This is a genomic window from Clostridium swellfunianum (genome assembly GCF_023656515.1).
Taxonomy (GTDB): domain Bacteria; phylum Bacillota; class Clostridia; order Clostridiales; family Clostridiaceae; genus Clostridium_AT; species Clostridium_AT swellfunianum.
Genome location: NZ_JAMOFV010000006.1, coordinates 1846389 through 1869319 on the forward strand (window position 1 = coordinate 1846389; position 22931 = coordinate 1869319).

At 34.5% G+C, this 22931-nt stretch carries 17 protein-coding genes and 1 other RNA gene; all 18 read left to right on the forward strand.

What is annotated here, in order from left to right; translation table 11 throughout:
* The first annotated feature begins 70 nt into the window (after positions 1-70).
* The 18 genes from gap (at position 71) to NBE98_RS08505 (ending at position 22924) form a co-directional block, all read left to right on the forward strand.
* Positions 71-1087: a type I glyceraldehyde-3-phosphate dehydrogenase gene (gene gap, locus NBE98_RS08420; RefSeq protein WP_250814504.1), complete on the forward strand. Its 1017-nt coding sequence runs from the start codon at positions 71-73 to the stop codon at positions 1085-1087.
* Positions 1088-1210: 123 nt separating this feature from the next.
* Positions 1211-2401 (forward strand): phosphoglycerate kinase, encoded by a 1191-nt coding sequence (locus NBE98_RS08425; RefSeq protein ID WP_250814505.1) that lies wholly within the window; start codon positions 1211-1213, stop codon positions 2399-2401.
* A gap of 71 nt (positions 2402-2472) precedes the next feature.
* Positions 2473-3219: a triose-phosphate isomerase gene (gene tpiA, locus NBE98_RS08430; RefSeq protein ID WP_250814506.1), complete on the forward strand. Its 747-nt coding sequence runs from the start codon at positions 2473-2475 to the stop codon at positions 3217-3219.
* Between the two features lie 16 nt (positions 3220-3235).
* The gene (gene gpmI / locus NBE98_RS08435) at positions 3236-4768 is read left to right on the forward strand and encodes a 2,3-bisphosphoglycerate-independent phosphoglycerate mutase (protein ID WP_250814507.1); all 1533 of its coding nucleotides are present in this window, start codon (positions 3236-3238) and stop codon (positions 4766-4768) included.
* Between the two features lie 70 nt (positions 4769-4838).
* Positions 4839-6137 carry a phosphopyruvate hydratase gene (eno, locus tag NBE98_RS08440; protein ID WP_250814508.1) on the forward strand — a complete coding sequence of 433 codons (1299 nt, stop codon included), beginning with the start codon at positions 4839-4841 and terminating at the stop codon, positions 6135-6137.
* A gap of 98 nt (positions 6138-6235) precedes the next feature.
* A complete protein-coding gene (gene secG, locus NBE98_RS08445) occupies positions 6236-6469 on the forward strand; it encodes a preprotein translocase subunit SecG (RefSeq protein ID WP_250814509.1) in 234 nt (77 codons plus the stop codon).
* A gap of 141 nt (positions 6470-6610) precedes the next feature.
* Positions 6611-8848 (forward strand): ribonuclease R, encoded by a 2238-nt coding sequence (gene rnr / locus NBE98_RS08450; protein WP_250814510.1) that lies wholly within the window; start codon positions 6611-6613, stop codon positions 8846-8848.
* 315 nt (positions 8849-9163) lie between these two features.
* A complete protein-coding gene (locus NBE98_RS08455) occupies positions 9164-9418 on the forward strand; it encodes a TM1266 family iron-only hydrogenase system putative regulator (protein WP_250814511.1) in 255 nt (84 codons plus the stop codon).
* Positions 9418-10464 carry a [FeFe] hydrogenase H-cluster radical SAM maturase HydE gene (gene hydE / locus NBE98_RS08460; RefSeq protein ID WP_250814512.1) on the forward strand — a complete coding sequence of 349 codons (1047 nt, stop codon included), beginning with the start codon at positions 9418-9420 and terminating at the stop codon, positions 10462-10464. Before NBE98_RS08455 ends, hydE begins: the two co-directional genes overlap by 1 nt.
* On the forward strand, positions 10465-11841 hold the full coding sequence (gene hydG, locus NBE98_RS08465; protein WP_250814513.1) for a [FeFe] hydrogenase H-cluster radical SAM maturase HydG: 1377 nt from the start codon (positions 10465-10467) through the stop codon (positions 11839-11841).
* On the forward strand, positions 11834-13030 hold the full coding sequence (gene hydF, locus NBE98_RS08470) for a [FeFe] hydrogenase H-cluster maturation GTPase HydF (RefSeq protein ID WP_250814514.1): 1197 nt from the start codon (positions 11834-11836) through the stop codon (positions 13028-13030). The genes hydG and hydF overlap by 8 nt, the downstream gene beginning before the upstream one ends.
* Before the next feature lie 134 nt (positions 13031-13164).
* Positions 13165-13635: an SsrA-binding protein SmpB gene (smpB, locus tag NBE98_RS08475; protein WP_250814515.1), complete on the forward strand. Its 471-nt coding sequence runs from the start codon at positions 13165-13167 to the stop codon at positions 13633-13635.
* Between the two features lie 151 nt (positions 13636-13786).
* Positions 13787-14140: a transfer-messenger RNA gene (gene ssrA, locus NBE98_RS08480) on the forward strand.
* 1173 nt (positions 14141-15313) lie between these two features.
* Complete coding sequence (locus NBE98_RS08485; RefSeq protein ID WP_250814516.1) at positions 15314-16417, forward strand: YPYG domain-containing protein; 1104 nt, start codon at positions 15314-15316, stop codon at positions 16415-16417.
* Positions 16418-16905: 488 nt separating this feature from the next.
* Positions 16906-18072: a GmrSD restriction endonuclease domain-containing protein gene (locus NBE98_RS08490; protein WP_250814517.1), complete on the forward strand. Its 1167-nt coding sequence runs from the start codon at positions 16906-16908 to the stop codon at positions 18070-18072.
* 207 nt (positions 18073-18279) lie between these two features.
* Positions 18280-19737 carry a hypothetical protein gene (locus NBE98_RS08495; RefSeq protein WP_250814518.1) on the forward strand — a complete coding sequence of 486 codons (1458 nt, stop codon included), beginning with the start codon at positions 18280-18282 and terminating at the stop codon, positions 19735-19737.
* A 417-nt stretch (positions 19738-20154) separates the two neighbouring features.
* Positions 20155-21666, forward strand: coding sequence for a class I SAM-dependent DNA methyltransferase (locus NBE98_RS08500; protein ID WP_250814519.1), 1512 nt, complete (start codon positions 20155-20157; stop codon positions 21664-21666).
* On the forward strand, positions 21656-22924 hold the full coding sequence (locus NBE98_RS08505; protein ID WP_250814520.1) for a restriction endonuclease subunit S: 1269 nt from the start codon (positions 21656-21658) through the stop codon (positions 22922-22924). Before NBE98_RS08500 ends, NBE98_RS08505 begins: the two co-directional genes overlap by 11 nt.
* Positions 22925-22931 lie beyond the last annotated feature (7 nt).

A 22931-nucleotide genomic window follows, 5' to 3' on the forward strand; every position in this document is an offset into this window, starting at 1 on the left:
TTTTAAATTTTTGTCAAATTATATTTTATATATAATTATATTTTAATTTATATTTTTAGGAGGTACTTACATGTCAAATGTTAAAGTAGCAATTAATGGTTTTGGTAGAATAGGACGTCTTGCATTCAGACAAATGTTTGGAGCAGAAGGATATGATGTTGTTGCAATCAACGATTTAACAGCTCCAAAGATGTTAGCACACTTATTAAAATATGATTCTTCACAAGGTAGATACGAAGGAACAGTTGAAGCAAAAGAGTCTTCTATAGTTGTTAATGGAAAAGAAATCAAAATATATGCATCAGCTGATGCTTCAAAACTTCCATGGGGAGAATTGGATGTAGACGTAGTACTTGAGTGTACTGGATTCTATGTATCTAAAGCAAAATCACAAGCACACATCAATGCAGGTGCTAAGAAAGTTGTTATTTCAGCTCCAGCTGGTAACGATCTTCCAACAGTTGTTTACAATGTAAACCATGATATATTAACTGCTGATGATAATATAATTTCAGCAGCTTCATGTACAACTAACTGCTTAGCTCCAATGGCTAAAGCACTTAATGACTATGCTGAAATTCAATCAGGTATAATGTCAACAATCCATGCTTACACTGGAGACCAAATGGTACTAGATGGCCCACACAGAGGAGGAGACTTCAGACGTGCTAGAGCTGCTGCTGTAAATATTGTTCCTAACTCAACAGGAGCTGCAAAAGCTATAGGATTAGTTATTCCAGAATTAAACGGAAAATTAATTGGTTCAGCACAAAGAGTTCCAGTTCCAACTGGTTCAACTACAATTTTAACTTCAGTTGTTAAAGGAAAAGATGTTACAGTTGAAGGAATTAACGCGGCTATGAAGGCGGCTTCAAATGAATCATTTGGTTACACTGAAGAGCAATTAGTATCTTCTGATATCATTGGAATAAAATTTGGTTCTCTATTTGATGCAACTCAAACAATGGTTACTAAAATTGCAGAAGATTTATACCAAGTTCAAACAGTTTCATGGTATGACAACGAAAACTCATACACTAGCCAAATGGTTAGAACTATAAAGCACTTCGCTAACTTTTTAAAGTAATTTAAGCATTTAGTTATAAGAATTTAAAGGTTAATAATAAGGGCTGGTTTTGTAGTCAGGGCTATAAACCCAGGCCTTTATTTATGCATACATATAAAATTATTGTATAAAGGAGAGAGTGAAATGAGCTTTAACAAAAAGACTATTGAAGATATACAGGTTAAAGGCAAAAGAGTTCTTGTAAGATGCGATTTCAACGTTCCAATGAAAGACGGAAAGATAACTGATGAAAATAGATTAAACGGAGCTCTTCCAACTATAAAATATTTAATGGAAAAGGGTGCTAAGGTTATACTTTGCTCACATCTAGGAAAAGCAAAGGGACCAGACCCAAGTCTTACACTTGCTCCAGTTGCAATGAGACTTTCTGAACTTCTAAATAAAGAGGTTGTTTTTGCTGCTGATGATACAGTGGTTGGAGACAATGCAAGAAAAGCAGTTTCAGTAGCTAAAGATGGAGATGTTATCCTTCTTGAAAATACAAGATTTAGAAAAGAAGAAGGTAAAAACGAGGACTCCTTCTCACAAGACTTAGCTTCAATTGCAGATGTTTATGTAAATGATGCTTTTGGATCAGCTCACAGAGCTCACTGTTCAACAGTAGGAGTTACGAAATTTGTTGATACAGCTGTTTGTGGATACTTAATCCAAAAGGAATTAAAGTTCCTTGGAGAGGCAGTTCAAAATCCAACAAGACCATTCTGTGCTATACTTGGTGGAGCAAAGGTTGTTGACAAGATAGCAGTTATAGAAAACCTACTTGACAAGGTAGATACTTTAATAATAGGTGGTGGAATGGCTTATACCTTCTTTAAGGCTCAAGGCTATGAAATAGGCAAGTCACTTTTAGATGAAGAAAGACTCGACTATGCTAAAGAAATGATGGAAAAGGCTAAGACTAAGGGAGTTAAACTGCTTCTTCCTGTAGACAACAGAATAGCTCCGGAATACGCTGATGTGGAAGCTAAGATAACAGAAGATCAAAACGTTCCTGAAGGATACATGGGATTGGATATTGGACCAAAATCAGAAAAACTTTTTGCTTATGCCGTTAGAGAAGCAAAGACAGTTATATGGAACGGACCAATGGGAGTTGCTGAATTTAAAAATTTTGCAGCAGGTACAGTAGCAGTTGCAAAGGCTATGGCCGATTCAGGAGCTACTACTATAATTGGTGGCGGAGACAGTGCTGCAGCAGTTAACAACTTAGGTTTCGGAGATAAAATGACTCATATTTCAACTGGTGGTGGAGCTTCACTTGAATTCTTAGAAGGAAAAGAACTTCCTGGGATAGCTGCGCTTAACAATAAATAATAATAATTATCAATTAAAGTTTACAAAGTGCTTTTAAATGATATAATGTAAATGAAGGAAGGTTTTTAGATATGAGAAAGCCAATAATCGCTGGAAACTGGAAAATGCACAAAACTATTGATGAAGCAGTTAGTTTTGTTGAAGAAATAAAGGACTTAGTTAAAGAAGCTAAGTGTGAAATTGTAATTTGCCCAACATTTGTTTCGCTAGACGCTGTAGTTAAAGCTGTTAAAGGAACGAATATTAAAGTAGGAGCTCAAAACGTTCATTTTGAAGATAAAGGAGCTTTTACAGGTGAAATTGCTCCAAATATGCTAGAAGCTGTTGGTGTAGATTATGTTATAATAGGACACAGCGAAAGAAGACAATATTTCAACGAAACTGATGAAACAGTTAACAAGAAGCTAAAGGCTGCTTTTGCTCACAACATAGTTCCAATACTCTGCGTTGGTGAGTCTCTTGAAGAAAGAGAAAATAATATAACTGAAGAAGTTATAGGTAGACAAATTAAGCTTGATTTAACAGGTTTAACTCCAGAGCAAGTAGAAAATATTGTTGTTGCTTATGAGCCAATTTGGGCTATAGGAACAGGCAGAACTGCAACTTCAGACCAAGCTAACGAAACTATAGCTTTCATTAGAAAAGTTATAGCCTCAGTATATGGAAAAGAAGTAGCAGACAAAACAAGAATACAGTATGGTGGTTCTGTTAAGCCTTCTACAATAGCAGAGCAAATGGCTAAATCAGACATAGATGGAGCATTAGTTGGGGGAGCGAGCCTTGTAGCAGCAGATTTCGCAGCAATAGTGAATTTCTAATCAAGGGGGAAATGTAATGTCAAAGAAACCAGTTATGCTAATGATCCTAGATGGATTCGGAATATCAGACAAAGTAGATGGCAATGCAGTAGCTGCAGCAAAGAAGCCTAACTTTGACAAGTATTTTAATGAATATCCTAATGTGCAGCTTGGAGCCAGCGGAATGGATGTTGGACTTCCAAGAGGACAAATGGGTAATTCAGAGGTTGGTCACTTAAATATAGGTGCAGGAAGAATAATATATCAAGAATTGACAAGAATAACTAAGGCGATAGAAGATGGCGATTTCTTTGAAAAAGCTGAGCTAAATGAGGCTATAGACAAGGCTATAAAAGGTTCAAACTCACTTCATCTTTTAGGACTACTCTCCGATGGTGGAGTTCACTCTCATATAGATCACTTAAAGGCTTTAATAAAGCTTGCCAAGGATAAGGGATTAAAGAAGGTTTATGTTCATGCTTTCCTTGACGGAAGAGATGTTCAACCTGGTTCAGCTAAGGACTTCATTGCGGCTCTTGAAGACTACATGAAAGAAGTTGGAGTTGGGAAAATAGCTTCAATCTCTGGTAGATACTATGCTATGGACAGGGATAAGCGTTGGGAAAGAGTGCAGCTTGCTTATAATGCTATAGTTTTAGGTGAAGGTGAAACTGCTCTTTCAGCTATGGAGGCAATTGAAAGCTCCTACCATGACAACAAAACTGATGAGTTTGTTCTTCCAACTGTAATACTTGAAAATGGAGATCCAACAGCGAAAATAGTTAATGGCGACTCAGTAATATTCTTTAACTTCAGACCAGATAGAGCTAGAGAGATTACTAGAGCTATAAATGATAAAGTTTTTGATGGTTTTGAAAGAGATACACTCAACTTAAATTACGTTTGCATGACTCAGTATGATAAAACAATGGAAGGTGTTTCCGTGGTATTTAAACCTGAATCATACAATAATACTTTAGGAGAGTATATAAGCAGATTAGGTAAGAAGCAGCTAAGAATAGCAGAAACAGAAAAATATGCTCACGTTACCTTTTTCTTTAATGGTGGTGTAGAAGCACCGAATGAAGGCGAAGATAGAGCACTTATAGCTTCACCAAAGGTCGCTACTTATGATTTAAAGCCAGAGATGAGTGCTTACGAGCTTACAGATGAGCTTATAAGAAGAATTGACACTGATGAGTATGATATGATAATCTGTAACTATGCAAATCCAGATATGGTAGGACATACCGGTGTATTTGAAGCAGCAGTTAAAGCAATTGAAACGGTAGACAACTGTATGGGAAGAGTTGTAGAAAGAGTACTTGAAAAAGATGGTGCTGTATTTGTAACTGCCGACCATGGAAATGCAGAGCAAATGATTGACTATTCAACAGGAGAGCCAATGACTGCTCATACAACAGATCCAGTTCCACTGCTTTATATAGCGAATGATGCAAAGGGTAAAGAGCTTAGAAGCGGAATACTTGCTGATTTAGCTCCAACTATGCTTCAGGTTATGGGACTAGAAGTGCCAGCAGAAATGACTGGAAAGTCACTTATAAAATAATTTTGCTAGTCTACTGTAGAGGGCTCATGCTCTCTACAGAGAATATACATATTTGAAAGGAGTTTTTTAAATGAAAATTCATGTAGACATCGTAGATGTAGTTGCAAGACAAATTCTAGACTCAAGATGCTTCCCAACAGTAGAGGTTGAAGTTACACTTGAAGACGGAACAATAGGAAGAGCTGCTGTTCCATCAGGAGCATCAACAGGTATATTTGAAGCTGTTGAATTAAGAGACGGAGACAAGACTCAATACAATGGTAAGGGAGTTCTTAAGGCTGTTGCTAACGTTAATGACGTTATAGCTCCAGAACTTATAGGGATGAACATATTTGATCAAGTTGCTATCGATCAAACAATGATCGATTTAGACGGAACACCAAACAAGGGAAGATTAGGAGCTAACGCAATACTTGGTGTATCATTAGCTGTTGCTCAAGCAGCTGCTAACTACCTTGGATTACCTTTATACCAATACATAGGTGGAGTTAACGCTAAGGCTCTTCCAGTACCAATGATGAACATAATCAACGGTGGAAAGCACGCTGACAACAACGTAGACTTCCAAGAGTTCATGGTTATGCCAGTTGGAGCATCATCCTTCAGTGAAGCATTAAGAATGAGTGCAGAAGTTTACCATTCCTTAAAATCAGCTTTAAAGGCTAGAAAATATGAAACTGGTGTTGGCGATGAGGGAGGATTCGCTCCAAACCTTAAGTCAAACGAAGAAGCTATCGCTGTTATAATAGAAGCTATTGAAAAAGCTGGATATGTTCCAGGAAAAGATATATACATAGCTCTAGACGTTGCATCTTCAGAACTTTACAAAGAAGACGGAAAGTATCACTTAGACGGAGAAGGAAAGACTCTTACTCCAGCTGAAATGGCTGACTTCTATGTTGAGCTAGTTAACAAGTACCCAATAATCTCCATTGAAGATGGTATGGCAGAAGAAGATTGGGAAGGTTGGAAGCTATTAACTGAAAAGTTAGGTGGAAAAATTCAATTAGTTGGAGACGACTTATTTGTTACTAACACTGAAAGACTTGAAAGAGGTATCAAAACTGGTACTGCAAACTCAATTCTTATAAAGCTTAACCAAATAGGTACATTAACTGAAACTCTTAACGCTATAGAAATGGCTGCAAGAGCTGGTTATACAGCAGTAGTTTCCCATAGATCAGGTGAAACCGAAGATACAACAATTGCTGACCTAGTTGTAGCTACAAATGCTGGTCAAATAAAGACTGGTGCTCCAGCGAGATCAGAAAGAGTTGCTAAATACAATCAACTTCTAAGAATTGAAGAAGAATTAGGAAGCTCAGCTCAATACAGAGGAATCAATGCTTTCTACAACATAAAGAAGTAATTTAAAGTGAGGCTCTTAAGCCTCACTTTTTTAAGGTTGTATTATAACTTCACTTGTGATAAAATACCATTGTATAACTTTATGGGAGGTATATGAATATGCGTATTGCTCTTATAGTTGCTCTTGTAATTATTTCTATAGTATTAATAATATCTGTAATGCTCCAGCCAAGTAAAACTAATGGACTATCAGGTTTTGTTGGTGGTGGAAGCGCAGATACATATTACGCTAAGAATAAGGCTAAAACAAAGGAAGTCGTAATGGCTAGAATAACTGTTTTAACTGCTATTTTATTTGCTTTAGACGTAATAGCTTTAAACCTAATAAAATAATTCAAAGCACTAAAGTATAGTCAATATGGCTGTACTTTTTTATTTTTAACTCTTTATTTATAATAGCATATAATCTAGGAATATATTTTATAAAATTACCAAAAATAATATAAGGTATATGTATGAAAGGAAGTGACTTAATTGAACATTAGAGAAGCAGTTGTAGAATTTATGAGAGAAAAATCCTACAAACCTATTTCCATATATGAGCTAGCTTATGCTATGAACATAGAAAAAAGCGATTTCAAGATGTTTCAAGATGTAATCTATGATATGGAAAAGGATGGAGAAATTATTAAAACAAGGACAGAACATTATGGTGTACCTGAAAAAATGGGACTTGTGGTTGGAAAGCTACAGGGGCATCAAAAGGGCTATGGTTTTGTTATACCAGAAATTAGTGAGCCGGATGTTTTTATACCCATAAGTGCTATGGGTGGTGCCATGCATGGTGATAAAGTTATTGCAAAAATAACTAGAGAAGAAAATGAGGGTAAAAGACGCGAAGGTGAAATAATCAGAATAATCAAAAGAGGCAATAAGACAATAATAGGTACATATGAGGACAGCAAGAATTTTGGTTTTGTTGTGGCAGATGATAGAAGAATTTATCAGGATATATTCATTCCAAAGGCTGAGCGAAATGGTGCCAAGACAGGACAGGTAGTTATAGTTGAAATTACTGAATGGCCAGATAAGAGAAGAAACCCTGAGGGAAGAGTTGTAGAAATCCTTGGAAGCAAGGGTGACAGGGGAATAGATATACTTACAATAATAAAAAAACATGGCCTTCCTGAGGAATTCCCTCAAAAGGTTGAAGCTTTTGCAGAAAATATTCCAAATGAAATACCAGAGGAAGAATATTCAAGACGTGAGGTCTTAAGAGATCTACGCATGGTTACTATAGATGGTGAGGATGCTAAGGACCTTGATGATGCTGTTTCAATTGAGAAGCTTCCAAACAATAATTACAGGCTTGGAGTACATATTGCAGACGTTTCTCATTATGTAAAAGAGAAAAACCCTCTAGATAGGGAAGCTTTGAAAAGAGGTACATCTGTATATTTGATTGATAGAGTTATACCTATGCTTCCAAAGAAACTGTCAAATGGCATTTGTAGCTTAAATCCTAAGGTAGATAGATTAGCATTATCCTGCTTTATGGAGATAGATAGATCAGGAAAGGTTCTAGACCATAAAATAGTTGAAAGTGTAATTAAGACTAGTGAAAGAATGACTTATACTGATGTTACAAAGATACTTAAAGACAGAGATGAAGAGCTTATAAGAAAATATGAGTATCTTCACGAAGATTTTAAGGCTATGGAGGACCTTTGCAATATACTACATAAAAAGAGAATGGGTCGAGGGGCTATTGACTTTGAGTTTGAAGAGAGCAAAATAGTTTTAAACGATAAGGGAAAACCAATTGATGTAAAGCCTTATGAAAGAGAAATTGCCAATAGAATGATAGAAGAGTTTATGCTTGTTTGTAATGAAACTATAGCTGAGCACATGTTCTGGGCAAATATGCCTTTTGTATATAGAATTCACGAAGACCCAGACCTTGAAAAGCTAAATATATTTAATGAATTTGTTCATAATTTAGGATATGCAGTTAAATGGACCAAAGAAGTTCATCCTAAGGCCCTTCAAGAAATAATCGAAAAAATTAAAGGTCAGAAGGAAGAAACCGTAGTTAGTACTTTGCTGCTTAGATCACTAAAGCAGGCTAGGTATGCGCCACAGTGTGAAGGTCACTTTGGTTTGGCAGCTAAATACTACTGCCACTTTACTTCACCAATAAGAAGATATCCAGACCTTATAATTCACAGGATTATCAAGGAATATATAAATGGGCAGATAGATGAAAATAGAACAGTAAGACTTAACAAAGAAGTTGAGTATGCTTCAAAACAGTCTTCTGAAATGGAAAGAGTAGCACAAGACGCGGAGAGAGAAGTTGACGATTTAAAGAAAGCTGAATACATGTCTGACAGGATTGGTCAGGAATTTGACGGTATAATTTCCTCTGTAACAAACTTTGGATTCTTCGTAGAACTACCTAATACTATAGAAGGCTTAGTTCACATAAGCGATCTTGATGACGATTATTATGTATATGATGAAAAGCGCTTAAGCCTAATTGGAGAACGCACTAAAAAGATATACAGGCTTGGTGACGAAGTTAAGATTAAAGTAACCAAAGTTGATATTGAATTTAGAGAGATTTATTTCAAGCTTGTGGAAGAGCAGCAGTCCGGCGAAGATGGTGAGGAAGAAACTATAGAAATTAAGGCACGAAGAGCTTATCCAATAATACCAAGAGATCAATTGAACAGTGACAACATACTAAATTTAGAAGAGAATATGGATTAACAAAAAGCTGCTTCTTTTGGAGCGGCTTTTTTATTTGCAAATAATATTAAAAATTGCACAAATAGTTTGACAAGTATATTAATAAGTTGATAAAATATTAACATATTATGTTCTTCAAATAATTAGAGAGAAATCTTCAATTATTTGTATTTAAATATTTATACCTAACAGAAAAGATATTTCTAATCTGAAAGGAAAGAAGGGGATACAATTAAGCTTTAGCTGAGTGGCTATAGCTGTATTTGTTTTGCAAATCAAGCTTTCCTGTGTGGAAGGCTTTTTATTTTGCAAAACTTTACCAATGGGAGGAAGTATATGAAAAAAATTGCAGTAATAAGTGCTATACTAGAAAAACCTAATATTTGCCAGAAAGAATTTAACGAAGTTGTGTCAAGCTTTAAGGGGATTGTTAAGGGAAGGATGGGAGTACCATTTGAGGAAGAAGATATTGCAGTTATTAGCATTACGATTTTAGGAGAGCTGAATGACATTAATAGCTTGACTGGAAAGCTTGGAAATATTAATCATGTATTGGTTAAGACAGCTATATCAAAAAAGGAGATTGAATAATGAGAGCTGTTATAGATAAGCTTTATTTTCAAAACAATTTGACTAATGAAGAACTTTTAGCCTTACTAAACAGCATAAATGAAGACACAAAGAAGTACTTGATAGAAAAGGCTCATGAAACAAGAATGCGAACTTATGGAGATATGGTTTTCATGAGAGGACTTATAGAGTTCACAAACTATTGCAAGAGAAACTGTAGGTACTGCGGTATTAGAGCAGGCAACAAGCTAGCAGATAGGTACAGGCTAACTGATGAAGAAATAATGCAAGTTTGCTGTGAGGGCTATGAACTTGGTTACAGAACATTTGTGCTGCAGGGCGGTGAGGATGACTACTTTAATGATGATAAAATTATAGCCATAGTAAAGGCTATTAAAGAAAAATATCCTGAGGTTGCAATAACTCTTTCCATAGGAGAAAGGAGCTATGAATCCTATAGAAGGTTTTATGAAGCTGGAGCTGACAGATATCTTTTGAGGCACGAAACTGCTTCAAAAGAGCTTTACGAAAAGCTGCATCCAGGAATGAGCTTTGAAAGCAGAAAAAAATGTCTGCATGACCTTAAGAAAATAGGTTTTCAGGTAGGAGCTGGTTTTATGATAGGACTTCCAGGTCAAACTAATGAAGACTATGTAATGGATTTATTGTTTTTAAAGGGGCTTGGGCCTCATATGGTCGGCATAGGACCATTCATTCCGCATAAGGATACCCCACTAGCTGGGGACATTGGCGGCACTGTAGAGACAACAGAAATCATGCTTGCAATTACTCGCATGCTGCTGCCTAACGTATTGCTCCCTGCAACTACCGCCTTAGGAAGTATAGATCATTTTGGACGAGAAAAGGGGATTAAAGCAGGAGCAAATGTTGTCATGCCTAATCTTTCGCCTACAATTGTGAGAAAAAAATATGCTTTATATGATGGTAAGATATGCACGGGGGACGAGGCTGCAGAATGTAGAAAATGTATAGAAGCGAGGATTAATAAGGCTGGTTTTAATGTTGATATGTCTAGAGGTGACAATTTAGTTTGGAGGCGTATATAAATGTTTATAAATCATGAATATATCGAGGACCTGCTTAGAGAAGCTGCAAATGCAACAAAGGAAGATATAAAAGAAAAATTGGAGAAAGCTAAACTAAAAAAGGGCTTATCTCATAAGGATATTGCTGTATTGCTTCAAATAAATGATGAGGAACAGCTTTCAGAAATGTTCAATATAGCAGGAGAAATAAAAGAGTCCATCTACGGCAACAGAATAGTAGTATTTGCCCCTTTATACGTAAGCAACTATTGTGTTAACAACTGTACCTATTGCGGTTATAGAAGGGAGAATAAATTTCTAAGAAGAAAGCTTACACGAGAAGAAATTCAGGAAGAAGTTAAACTCCTAGAAAAAATGGGACATAAAAGGTTAGCATTGGAAGCAGGGGAGGATCCGGTTAATTGCGATATTGATTATATAATTGAGACTTTAGATGCCATTTATACTACCCAAAGTGATAATGGGGATATCAGAAGAGTAAACGTAAATATTGCAGCAACAACTGTTGAAAATTATGCAAAACTAAAGGGTGCAAAGATAGGTACTTACATTTTGTTTCAGGAAACCTATCATAAACCAACTTATGATAAAGTTCATCCTAAAAGTCTAAAAGGCAACTATGAATATCACCTTACAGCTTTTGACAGGGCAATGGAAGCTGGCATTGACGATGTGGGGGCAGGAATTTTATTCGGACTTTCAGATCCTAAGTTTGAAGTACTTGCCTTAATGCTTCACAATGAACATCTAGAAGAAAAGTTTGGAGTTGGCTTTCATACAGTTTCCGTTCCTAGACTTAAAAAAGCCGAAGGAATGAGTCTTGAGGATTATCCAAATCTAGTTGACGATGATATGTTTAAAAAACTTGTAGCTATTATAAGGCTTGCTGTTCCATACACTGGCATAATTCTTTCTACAAGAGAAAGTGCTGAAATTAGAAGGTATCTAATCAAATATGGCGTATCGCAGATAAGTGCTGGTTCCTGTACTGGTGTAGGCGGTTACAAGGAGCAGGAGCAAAATAAGGCTGTAGGTCAATTTGATACCGCTGATCACAGGAGTCCTCTTGAAATACTAAAGGAGCTTATTAATGATAAACATTTGCCAAGCTATTGTACAGCATGCTATAGAAGCGGAAGAACTGGCGATAGATTTATGAGGCTCGCTAAGTCTGGGCAAATACAAAATGTTTGCGGACCAAATGCTATGATGACTCTTATGGAATATGTCATGGACTATGGTGATGATGACCTTTATAAAAAGGCTGAGGAACTTATTAAGGAAGAAGCTGAAAAGTTAACAAGTAAACAAGTTAAAAATTTGGTAATAAGCAACATAGAAAGAATTAAAAATGGAGAGAGAGATTTATATGTTTAGCACGCCGAACGGAAACAGAAAGCATATAGCCATTTATGGCAAAACAAATTCAGGTAAATCGTCTCTTTTAAATGAAATAATAGGTCAGGAAGTTTCAATTGTTTCTGAAGTTAAAGGAACTACCACTGACCCTGTCAGTAAAGCTATGGAGCTTATACCCTTCGGACCAGTTATATTTATAGATACTGCTGGTCTTGAAGATGAAACAGTGCTTGGCAGTCTAAGAGTTAAGAAAACTTATAGAATTATTCAGAGAACGGACTTTGCCATTTATGTTATGCCAGCTGATGATATTGATGAAGCAAATTACAAAGATTTAGTAGATACATTTAGAAAGTACGGTATTCCGCATATGCTGGTTATTAACAAAATTGATAAGGTTTCTTCAGAATTCATCCATAAGTTAAAAGAAAAATTTGAATATGCTCAATTTGTATCAGCTAAAGAAAAAAAAGATATATTGGAACTAAAAAATGAATTAATAAAAAGGCTTCAAGTAGATGAAGAAGATTCGACCATAATTGGAGATTTAGTAGCTCATAATGGAAAAATAATTATGGTGGTTCCAGTTGATTCTGAGGCACCAAAAGGAAGACTTATACTTCCACAGGTTCAACTTCTTAGAGACTGCTTAGACCATGGAATCAAAAGCTATGTGGTTAGAGACACTGAGCTTAAGTCTGCATTGGAGGATATAGAAGATATTGATCTTGTAGTAACAGATTCCCAAGTGTTTAAAAAGGTAAATGAGCTTACCAATAAAAATATCAAGTTAACAAGTTTTTCAATACTGTTTGCAAGATATAAAGGCGACCTCAAAGTTTTTATTGAAGGTGCTAAAAAGATAGAAGAACTAACAGAGAATTCAAAAGTGCTTATATCTGAAAGCTGCACCCATAATCATTCCCATGAGGACATTGGAAGAATTAAGATTCCTATGCTTTTAAATAAGCATTTAGGAATAAAGCTTAACTATGATTTTAAAATGGGGCATGATTTTCCAGAAAATCTTAAGGATTACGATTTAATTATACACTGTGGCTCCTGCATGCTTAATAAAAAGACAATGCAGACAAGGATAGATATCTGCAGAGAAAATAATGTCAGCATAACTAACTATGGAATTGTGATTGCTTATTTAAGTGGAATACTTGAAAGAACTACAGAAATTTTTAGGGAGCTTAGATAAAAAATGAGCAGCGCCTCTTTTTATAGGGGCATCCTCAAAGAAGATGCGCTGTGTATTAACACTGCAAGGTTGACTTGTTCCACTATTTGTAATATAATTATATTCTACTGATAATCGTTAAAGATGGTGATTTTATGGTAAAGGACAAGAGCAACAATACTCTTGCTGAAAATAGAAAAGCATGGCATGATTATTTTGTTGAAGATACCTATGAAGCTGGTATTCAGCTTGTAGGCACTGAAGTAAAATCAATCAGAGCAGGCAAAGCAAATCTTAAGGATAGTTATGCAGAGGTAAGAAATGGAGAAGTCTTCGTTAGAAACATGCATATAAGCCCATACGAAAAGGGAAATATATTTAACAAGGATCCTTTGAGAGATAGAAAACTTCTTCTTCATTCAAGCGAGATAGATAAGCTTGCTGGTTTTGTAGCTCAACAGGGCTATACTTTAATTCCGTTATCCTTGTATTTAAAGAAGGGAAGGGTTAAAGTAGCTCTTGGAGTAGCAAAAGGAAAACATAACTATGATAAAAGAGATGCAATGCTGGAGAAGGCTGCCAAGAGAGATATTGACAGACAAATGAAGGAAAGAATGAAATACTAAATAAAATAAGTTAACATTTCCTTATATTTATTGTTGATTAAGTTTGCGATATAATGTATTATAGGTAATGTAGTTGAGGCAAGAGAGGAAAATAAAATTGAATAACTTATAATAGATACACGTTATACTCTCTATGTACTCCATATAATATGGGGGCGTACTTGGTTTCGACGGGGGTAAGAGGTATCTAGGAAGCGAGTCGAGGGAACCTGTGGGCCCGCGTTAAAAAACTATGGGAATAAATATAAACGCAAACGATAATTTAGCTTTAGCAGCTTAGTCTGCTACGTCCTACCTTTGAGTACCGCGGCTTAGGATAGGGCGTCGACAGCGGTGAAACGAGCCTTACAAAGCTTTGAGTAAGGAACGGAATTTATGAAGCTACTGAAATCAGAAGCCTGTCCTTGGGCGTCTGACAGAGGGAATGTTAAAATAAGGACTGCACTCGGAGATGCTTAGGTATGTCTGCTTTCGGACAGGGGTTCGACACCCCTCGCCTCCACCATTGAAACCCTCGACAGAAATGTTGAGGGTTTTCACCTGTTTATTAATATGTTTGGAATTACATAGGATAAGCTGTACAACAAGTAATGGTGTACTCTCTTTGTAAAACAAATCCTGAACTTAACTTCAATAATTGAGGTTTAATGAGATAAATTAGATTACAATAAAAGCATTTTTATACATATATATCGAAAACAGGCGAAGGGGTTATTCTCTTCCGAGAGTTCAAATCTCTCTCTCTCTCTCTCTCCGCCAAAATGAAGGGCTCTAGCAATATTTGCTAGAGTTTTTTTGTGCGGATTTTTTGGTGAAAGAAGAGGTTATGACGCCCGTTTGACGACAAAACAGGAAAGACCAAACGAAAGTGGAGGATTATTACTTTGGGGTTATCAAAGTTAGTTAGTTTAAATTAAAAAAATTGAAAATATTTCGCGGAGAACCGTATCATAAATAAGTGAGGTTTTTACTAAAGTTGGGTATACATTTTAGAAAAGACATACTATAAGTAATGGAAACTGCTTAATGATATGATTGTAAACTAATATTAAAAATAAATAATCTCACCATAGTACTTATCTAAAATGTTCTATTAAAAGTGGTGTTGGTATAATATTGTACACACTTCCTGCCCTTCTCTATATTTTAGAGTGTTGGGGTTTTCGTGTCTACAATATTATACTAACACCAGAAGGTAGTAAAAATAGAAACCTTCTTACTCCAGCTTTATATGGAAAACTCACTTAGAAAAGATGCAAAGAAAAATTTCTCTGTGTAAAAAGAAGAAGTATCTAAATATTAACGGGTTTACTTTAGAGGTGCAAAAGCAAAAAATGCAATAACTTTTGAGTGCAAAATTACATTGATTTTTGCATTCTTTTATTTTGGCTTAAATCGATGGATTAAAGGCACTTTTGTAAAAATACACTGACTTTTGCATAGGCTTTTGCAACACGAAAAACACCTGTAATAGTTTTATTGCAAGTGTAAAAATGTATGCAAAAATGACTGTAAAAATTATAGTTAAATATACGAATTTTTGAATATATTGGAATTATTTTTGTAGTTAAGGTACAATAGTAATGAATAATTGTAAGATTATGTTCAACAGTAAAAAGTTACGGACTAACAATTGTTCATCATACCGATAAAACCATTTCTTGGGGGAGGAACGAAAATGAAAAGAATAGTTATTGTTCTTATTGCGTGTATTTTGGTTATTGCATTAGTGGGATGTGGCGGACATGAAGGTGAAGCAAAAACACCGTCAGGTTCAAGTGTTCAAAAAGGTAGAAGTTACCAAGAGGTTGTTAATGATTTTAAGGGAAAAGGTTTCAAGAACATTAAAACAGAAAAGTTGGAAGATTTAATTACAGGTTGGTTGACAAAAGATGGCGAAGTTGATTCTGTTTCGGTTTCTGGAGATAAAGGTTATTCTCCAGATGTTTGGTACTCTAACGACGTAGAAGTAGTCATTACTTATCATACGTTTCCATCAAAAGATAAAAAACCTGAGTCACCTGCTTCAAGTCCAACAGAGCAGAAAGCTCCTCAGCAGGACAAACATGATGAAGCTGTAAAGGCAGCGCTTGAGACGACTTTTCCTGTTGAAAATGCAAAACGTGCTGCAGTTGTCGCAATAACCAATTCGTATGCAGCAGATGTTTTTAAAGCAGATGGGAATACTTATGACGTTTCAAAATTTCACAGCTATGCAGATACTTCTGGTAATGTAAAGTCCTATTTTTTTAATGTGACCTCATGGGGTACTTGGAGTGTTAAAGATGAGAAAACATGGCATGTCGATTCTCTTATGCTTAAGAATATATTAGGCACTATTGCCAATGGGTCACTTGATGTGAAATATGATGGTAGTAAATATATTGTTTCAAATGTAAAAGGAACGTTTGGGAAAGATGGAGATTTAAGTGAAATAGAGGCTGGAAGTAGCGCTTCTCTTTGTCTTATGATTCCCACTGAACTAATAAAGAACAACCGTAGTCAAACAGAGGTAGATGCACTCGACCGCTCCAAAGACCTAGACAAGCATGTAGCCAGAAGTGCTTTCGAGAATCATGGTAAATCTGTATATCCCTACGGATTTGAGTGCCACTGGATTGTTGATTTAAGAAACGAAGAACAGACACCCGAAGGTTCCTGGATATTCAAGGTTGGTGTGACAATAACCAACCAGAACGGTACCAAAAAAGATGCAATTACGGAAGGTATTATTAGTGGAAATACTAACAATCCAATTGTTAAGGAATTTAATGTACATTAATGTATATTTCGAATGATTCTAAGATAATTATCTTTATAGGGGAGAAAATGAGCATAATAGGCGCACTGCAAAATTCCGATTTGTAGCATAACTATTGCACAAAATTCTTATATTCTTCATCAGCAACTATATGGTGAGATGTAAAAAAGCATGATAATTTCATTTAATTATCATGCTTTTTCTATTTCAAAAACTATTGTAAAAGTCACTGTAATTTTAGGTTTTGCAGCCCTAAAGTAAACCCGTTATCTAAATATAGGTGCTTCTTCTTTTTGTGGTAAGTTATATATGAAAATATTTGATCTACATAATACATTTTATTTGTTTTAATGTGTTAAGGTTAGGTTCTTATAATTGCTTATTGTTAGGTTCTTATAAATGTAGCAGCTACCTTTAAAAATATATTGATTATTAGATTTTACAGTGATATACTTGTAAAATAAGAATAAAATATAAGTAGCAGCTAGACCTAGCTGCATGGAGGAATTATGAAGATTAATAAAAAAATAGAGGTAGCAGCAGAGTTTAATCCTACTAAAAAAAGTCATCAAATGAGTATCTTTGAAATGTGTAAAAAGATAAAGGAAAATAAAATAACTTTGCCTTTATATCAGAGAGATTTAAGTTGGACTTTGCAAAAAGCTGTTGATTTGTTTCAGTATCAGTTGTTTGGAAAAGCACCTGTTGCACCTATATCTATGAATCAAATTAGTGAAAGAAATTTAGTTCCTCAAATCTCTTTTCTATATAGAAATCTAATTGAAGATGAGAACATAGAAGCTGACCATCAATCGGTTGTAGACGGTCAGCAGAGGCTTTCAACTAATTTTAAGGCTTATATAGACCATGAAGATTTTAAAAACATTGTGTTAGATGTATCTAAAGCAACATTTAAAATTATTGAAGGTGCTCCTACTGAAAATCAAATACCAGTAGGAATACTTTTAAATGAAAAAGATGAAAAATTATCATTATATCTTCAAAAAAAGAATGCTGAGAATTTTAGTACTCTTTTTCCTGTGTTAGTACAAGTTAGAAGTAAAATAAAAAACTATAATTATACTATTAATATAGCTGAAAATTTGAATGAAGATGAACAGATAAAGTGGTTTGAAGTTCTTAATAATGCGGGAAGTAGGGTTACTGCTCTTCAGATGGCATTTGCAAAGTTGAAAATACATGGTTTAGATATTTATTTAGATTACACATATCCGTTTAAGGATAAAATTTGTGACTATGGCTTTGAAGCACTATTTTCTCCGCATACAACAAATGTTTCATACCCAATAGCAGCATTAAATCCTGCATATGAAGTTTTGATTAAAAATAGTGTTCATAGTAATAATTATGCACCAATTCCATCCGATACAAGAGAAGATATATTAACAAAATTAAGTCCTGAAGAACTGAGAGAAATTTTTAAGGTAACATTAGATTCGTTAGATAAGACATTATCTTTTATTGAAGCTAATGAGTTACAAGAAAGCATTGAAAGAATTGACTATATATTATATCTAATTGGATACTTTGGTTATCATAAAAATTTGGATTCTGAAAAAGAATTAGAGCTAGTAGAATGGGTTAGGAACACTGACTTTGGGAATATGGGTAATACAGCAAGAAGAGATGAGTTCACTAAATTATTAAATTTATAAAATTAACTTTTAAATAATTTTGGTAAATAGGTAGTAAAAAGAAGAAGTGATTCAAGATACTCCTTCTTCTTTTACATTAAGAAATGTTGGATTAAATATTTTAAATTCAGATATTGATATATGAGTGAAGTGTGATAGGTAAAAGAAAAGTAATAAGTAAAAGGATATAAGATATAAAGTTTTACCATAAAAAATGGAGGAAGGAATATGAGTAACAATAGTGAAATAACAGTGATAGAGAGTAGAGAAATAGAAATTACTAATAGTGGAAGTGTACAAAGTGCAATTTCACAATATGAGAGTAACATGATGACATTTTTGCAATGTTGTGGATTGCCATCAACTAATGTGTTAGTAGACATGAGACAACGAAAAACAGTTTTAGTGAATGTAGCAAGTCCATTAGAGTTGTTAGATGAAAAGAAAAGAAGTCAAGCGTTATATTTATCAAAGTTTTTAGCAGCAGTTAGCTCTGGGTTATTTGATGCTGCTTTAAATTATTTATGGGATGAAACTGTATTACAATTAAGAGAGAGAATTGCCCAATATGATATAGAATATTTTTTCGATGTTGCAGTATCATCGCCAGAAAGAAGAAAAAAATTAAGTGGTGTAGAAGATTTAGTAAAAATAGATGATAGTGAATTAATCTTAGCAGCAAAAGAAATTGATTTAATTTCCGATATAGGTTATAAGCATTTAGATTATATTAAATATATGAGGAATTGGGCAAGCGCAGCACATCCAAATCAAGTTCAGATAACAGGGTTAAATTTGGTATCATGGTTAGAAACGTGTATAAATGAGGTAATAAACTTACCAGAATCTAATGTAACAATAGAAACTAGGAAGCTATTAAGTAATATAAAGAGTAATAAGATAACCAGTGATGATGCAAGGAAAATAGGCACATTTATGATAGATTTGCCAAAGGAAAAGCTTAGTGCTTTAGTTAACGGATTTTTTGGAATATACACAAGATTAGATACGAATCAAGATGTTAGAGAGAATATTCATTTATTATTACCACTAGTTTGGGAAATAGTAGACTTTAACATTAAAAATGAATTTGGTATAAAATATGCTAGATTTGAGGCAAATAATGATAGTGAACAAGCTAGTCTTGCTAGAAATTTTTTAGAAATAGTTGATGGACAACAGTATCTACCTGAACCAATAAGAGCTGCTGAAATAAAAATTGCATTAGAAAATTTGAAGTTTGCACATAATTCAGGAATGGATAATTTCTACAAAGAGCCTACTCATGCAAGACAACTGAAAAGATTAATAGGTACACATGGAGTACCTAAACAAGTTGATTATGACTACGTTACTACTATAATTGATACGTTTTTAACTAATGGTAATGGTGAATGTTGGGATGCAGATAGCATATATAAACAATTAATAGGGGATTTTAATCAATCACAGTTAACAATAGCTGTATTGTGTTTTGAAGGTCAAAATATAGCTAGTAAGTTACAATTTAGTTTATGTAAGAAAAAATATAAGGAATTAATTTCATTAATTGAAACAAGAATTACTTCACCAGCAGTTAAAGAATTAATAGATGAAATTAATAAGTTCAGTGGACCACTTGATAGAATGAGGGATGAAGCTAGAATGAAAAAACTATTAACCACTATTAAGCCACTTATAAGTTAAGTAAAAAAACCTCACTTGAGACTGATACGGAGAATCGTACCATAAGTAACGTAGACTTTTTTGCAGTGGTGTAGGCAGAACCGTACGACAAATAACCTAGGTTTGTGGATTACTATATTTTCTTAGATGGTTATTAAAGTTGTAGAAAAGGTTAATTGTATATATTCCAGCATGCATGGTTAGAAAACGATTTTGAAGATAGAAAAGAAATATAATGGTATCACAAACTTTGGGGCAAATGCCCCTTTATTGTATTTTATATTTTCATTGATTAAGAAAAAGAAGGATAACCAATAAAGAACTCTCTATTTCTGAAAAGTAGAGTATCATAAAAGTTTAAAATAATATCGTAGTTAATACCAGAAAAATGGTATAATCAAGTATACACACGCTAAAATACTTGGAGGTTATATTATTATGGCAGAAAATACAACAACAATAGGTTTTGAAGATAAATTATGGCTAGCAGCAGACAAGCTTCGAGGAAGCATGGATGCATCAGAATATAAGCATGTAGTACTAGGCCTAATATTTTTAAAATATGTATCGGATTCTTTCTCAGAAAAATATGAAGAACTAGTAAAAGAAGATGAAGGCTTTGAAGAGGATAAGGATGAATATTCAGCAGAAAACATATTTTGGGTGCCATTAGAGGCACGTTGGAATGAAATTGCGGCTTATGCTACTTCTGTAGATATAGGTAAAAAGATAGATACAGCTATGGAACTTATCGAAAAAGAGAATCCATCTCTTAAAGGTGTGTTAACAAAGAACTATTCAAGACCAGAACTTGATAAAACTAGACTAGGTGAACTGGTAACCTTATTCACTAATCTTGATATAGGTAGTGATAGAGCAAAGGAAAGAGATATGCTTGGACGTGTCTATGAATACTTCCTAAGCAAGTTTGCCAGTGCTGAAGGTAAATTAGGAGGAGAATTCTACACACCTTCCTGCGTTGTACGTACTTTAGTAGAAATGATAGAACCCTACTCAGGACGAGTATATGATCCATGCTGTGGTTCAGGCGGCATGTTCGTCCAATCGGCCACATTTGTAAAAGAGCATCAAGGTAATATCAATAATATATCCGTATATGGACAAGAAAGTAATCCTACTACCTGGAAGCTGGCTAAAATGAATTTGGCACTTAGACAAATAGAAGCAGACCTTGGAACTCATAATGCTGATACATTCCATGAGGATTTGCATAAAACCTTAAAGGCTAACTATATATTGGCTAATCCACCATTTAACATATCTGATTGGGGCGGAGAAAAAATACAAGAGGATGTTAGATGGAAGTATGGTGTGCCCCCAACAGGTAACGCCAATTACGCTTGGCTGCAGCATATGGTACATCATTTAGCTCCTAATGGAGTTATGGGGTCAGTACTTGCAAATGGTTCATTAAGTTCCAATACATCCAATGAAGGTGTAATAAGAGCAGCTATGGTTAAGGATGATATAGTTGACTGTATCGTAGCAATGCCAGGACAATTATTCTATTCTACAGGCATACCAGTATCACTTTGGATACTGCGTAAAAGTAAGGAAGAAAACGCTAGGGGCAAAGTATTATTCATAGATGCTAGAAATCTAGGTCATATGGTAGATAGAAGAGTTAAAGATCTAGATGCAGAAGATATAAAAAAGATAGTCGACACCTATCATAATTGGAAAAATGATAATGTATATGAGGATATAAAAGGTTTTTGCAAATCTACAAGTATAGATGAAATAGATGAACATGGGTATGTATTGACTCCTGGAAGATATGTTGGAATAGAAGATACTGAAGATGATGGAGTACCCTTTGAGGAGAAAATGGAGTCCTTGACAAGCGAGCTTAGTGAGTTGTTTGCTAAATCCAAACGCTTAGAGGAGGAGATTAGGAAAAGTCTAGGAGGAATTGGATATGGGTTCTAGTGCTTGGGAGGAAGTAAAACTTGGTGATATTGTAGAGAGTGTGTCTATTAAGCATAAATTTAATAAAGATAAAATTGTTTTAATTAATACTTCAGATGTATTAGAGGGAAAAGTTTTAAATCATACTTATGTCGATAATAAAGATCTGAAAGGTCAGTTTAAAAAAAGCTTTCAAAAGGGGGATATTTTATATAGTGAAATAAGACCTCAAAATAAAAGATTTGCCTATATTAATTTTGATGCAGAAGATTATGTTGCTTCTACAAAGCTAATGGTTTTAAGGAAAAGTAGTAAAAATGTAAACACAGAATTTTTATTTCAGTTACTAAAAGGTGAAGATACTATTAATAGACTTCAAATTTTAGCAGAAACTAGGTCAGGGACATTTCCACAAATAACCTATACTGAATTAGCTAGTTTAAAAATAATGTTACCACCAATAGAAGAACAAGAATCAATTGCTAAGATATTATCTGATTTAGATGCTAAAATAGAAGTAAATAATAAGATAAATGATAATTTAGTAGAGCTTGCAACTACATTATATACATCGTGGTTTGTAAAATTTGAACCTTTTTTTGAGAGTGAGTTTATAGACACAGAATATGGGTTAATACCTAGAGAATTGAAGATAAAGAAAGTTGAAGAATTACAACCTAAATTGGAAACTGGAAAGCGACCTAAAGGAGGAGTTAGTGGATTTGATACAGGTATGCCAAGTGTTGGCGCAGAAAGTATCAAGGGAATAGGATATTTTGATTATTCCAAAACTAAATATGTTCCAGTAGATTACGCAGTAAATATGACAAGAGGAATAGTTTCAGGGTACGAACTCCTTATTTATAAAGATGGAGGGAAACCGGGATATTTCATGCCTAATTTTTCAATGTTTGGCGAGGGTTTTCCATATGATTCGTTTGTATTGAATGAACATGTATTCTTGCTAGATTTTGGAGATAAGGCATTCAATATGTTTTCATATTTTCATTTTCAGTCTGAGTATATAAGACATTTATTACATACAGCAGGTTGTAAGGCAGCAATACCAGGAATTAACCAGAAAGATATATTAAGTCTCTATATATTTTCAAAAGACAATCCTAAGGTTAAAGAATTTTGTGCCATAGCATCGCCTATGATAACTACTATATTAAAAAACTCTAAACAAAACAGAACGTTGTCTCAATTGAGAGATACGTTGTTACTTAAGCTAATGTCGGGAGAAATAGACCTAAGCAATCTAGAAATAAACTTATAAAAGTGAG

Bases quoted from the DNA above. Each gene is read 5' to 3' on its own strand.
- secG (WP_250814509.1), top strand. From the start codon at position 6,236: ATGCGTATTGCTCTTATAGTTGCTCTTGTAATTATTTCTATAGTATTA.
- NBE98_RS08495 (WP_250814518.1), top strand. From the start codon at position 18,280: ATGAGTAACAATAGTGAAATAACAGTGATAGAGAGTAGAGAAATAGAA.
- NBE98_RS08425 (WP_250814505.1), top strand. From the start codon at position 1,211: ATGAGCTTTAACAAAAAGACTATTGAAGATATACAGGTTAAAGGCAAA.
- hydF (WP_250814514.1), top strand. From the start codon at position 11,834: ATGTTTAGCACGCCGAACGGAAACAGAAAGCATATAGCCATTTATGGC.
- NBE98_RS08490 (WP_250814517.1), top strand. From the start codon at position 16,906: ATGAAGATTAATAAAAAAATAGAGGTAGCAGCAGAGTTTAATCCTACT.
- NBE98_RS08500 (WP_250814519.1), top strand. From the start codon at position 20,155: ATGGCAGAAAATACAACAACAATAGGTTTTGAAGATAAATTATGGCTA.
- NBE98_RS08485 (WP_250814516.1), top strand. From the start codon at position 15,314: ATGAAAAGAATAGTTATTGTTCTTATTGCGTGTATTTTGGTTATTGCA.
- tpiA (WP_250814506.1), top strand. From the start codon at position 2,473: ATGAGAAAGCCAATAATCGCTGGAAACTGGAAAATGCACAAAACTATT.
- hydE (WP_250814512.1), top strand. From the start codon at position 9,418: ATGAGAGCTGTTATAGATAAGCTTTATTTTCAAAACAATTTGACTAAT.
- hydG (WP_250814513.1), top strand. From the start codon at position 10,465: ATGTTTATAAATCATGAATATATCGAGGACCTGCTTAGAGAAGCTGCA.
- NBE98_RS08505 (WP_250814520.1), top strand. From the start codon at position 21,656: ATGGGTTCTAGTGCTTGGGAGGAAGTAAAACTTGGTGATATTGTAGAG.
- gpmI (WP_250814507.1), top strand. From the start codon at position 3,236: ATGTCAAAGAAACCAGTTATGCTAATGATCCTAGATGGATTCGGAATA.
- smpB (WP_250814515.1), top strand. From the start codon at position 13,165: ATGGTAAAGGACAAGAGCAACAATACTCTTGCTGAAAATAGAAAAGCA.
- gap (WP_250814504.1), top strand. From the start codon at position 71: ATGTCAAATGTTAAAGTAGCAATTAATGGTTTTGGTAGAATAGGACGT.
- NBE98_RS08455 (WP_250814511.1), top strand. From the start codon at position 9,164: ATGAAAAAAATTGCAGTAATAAGTGCTATACTAGAAAAACCTAATATT.
- eno (WP_250814508.1), top strand. From the start codon at position 4,839: ATGAAAATTCATGTAGACATCGTAGATGTAGTTGCAAGACAAATTCTA.